This is a genomic window from Psychrobacter sp. W2-37-MNA-CIBAN-0211 (assembly GCF_040309405.1).
In the GTDB taxonomy this organism is placed as follows: Bacteria; Pseudomonadota; Gammaproteobacteria; order Pseudomonadales; family Moraxellaceae; genus Psychrobacter; species Psychrobacter glaciei.
In genome coordinates, this window is sequence record NZ_JBEOOU010000582.1 from 1 (window position 1) to 236 (window position 236).

Here is a 236-nt window from a genome sequence, read left to right on the forward strand (position 1 = left end):
GTTAGAAGTGATAGAACATATCTCAAATAATAAAGACTATACGCAACGCGTAAACCTCAAGTCTAATGATGAATTCTCTCAGTTGGCGCACAGCTTTAATGTGATGATCGGCGAGGTTGATGCCCGAGGTAGACAATTAGAAACCATTAACCATGAATTAGAAAATCGAGTATCAGAGCGCACGTTTGAATTACAACAAACCCTTGAGATTGCCAAAAAAGCCAGCCAGGCCAAAT

Annotated in this window: 1 protein-coding gene; it reads left to right on the forward strand. The window is 40.3% G+C overall.

Annotated elements, in window-relative coordinates; all coding sequences use genetic code 11:
- The coding region (locus tag AAEY72_RS16345) for a HAMP domain-containing protein (protein ID WP_352311738.1) at window positions 1–236 on the forward strand (236 nt) is incomplete at both ends.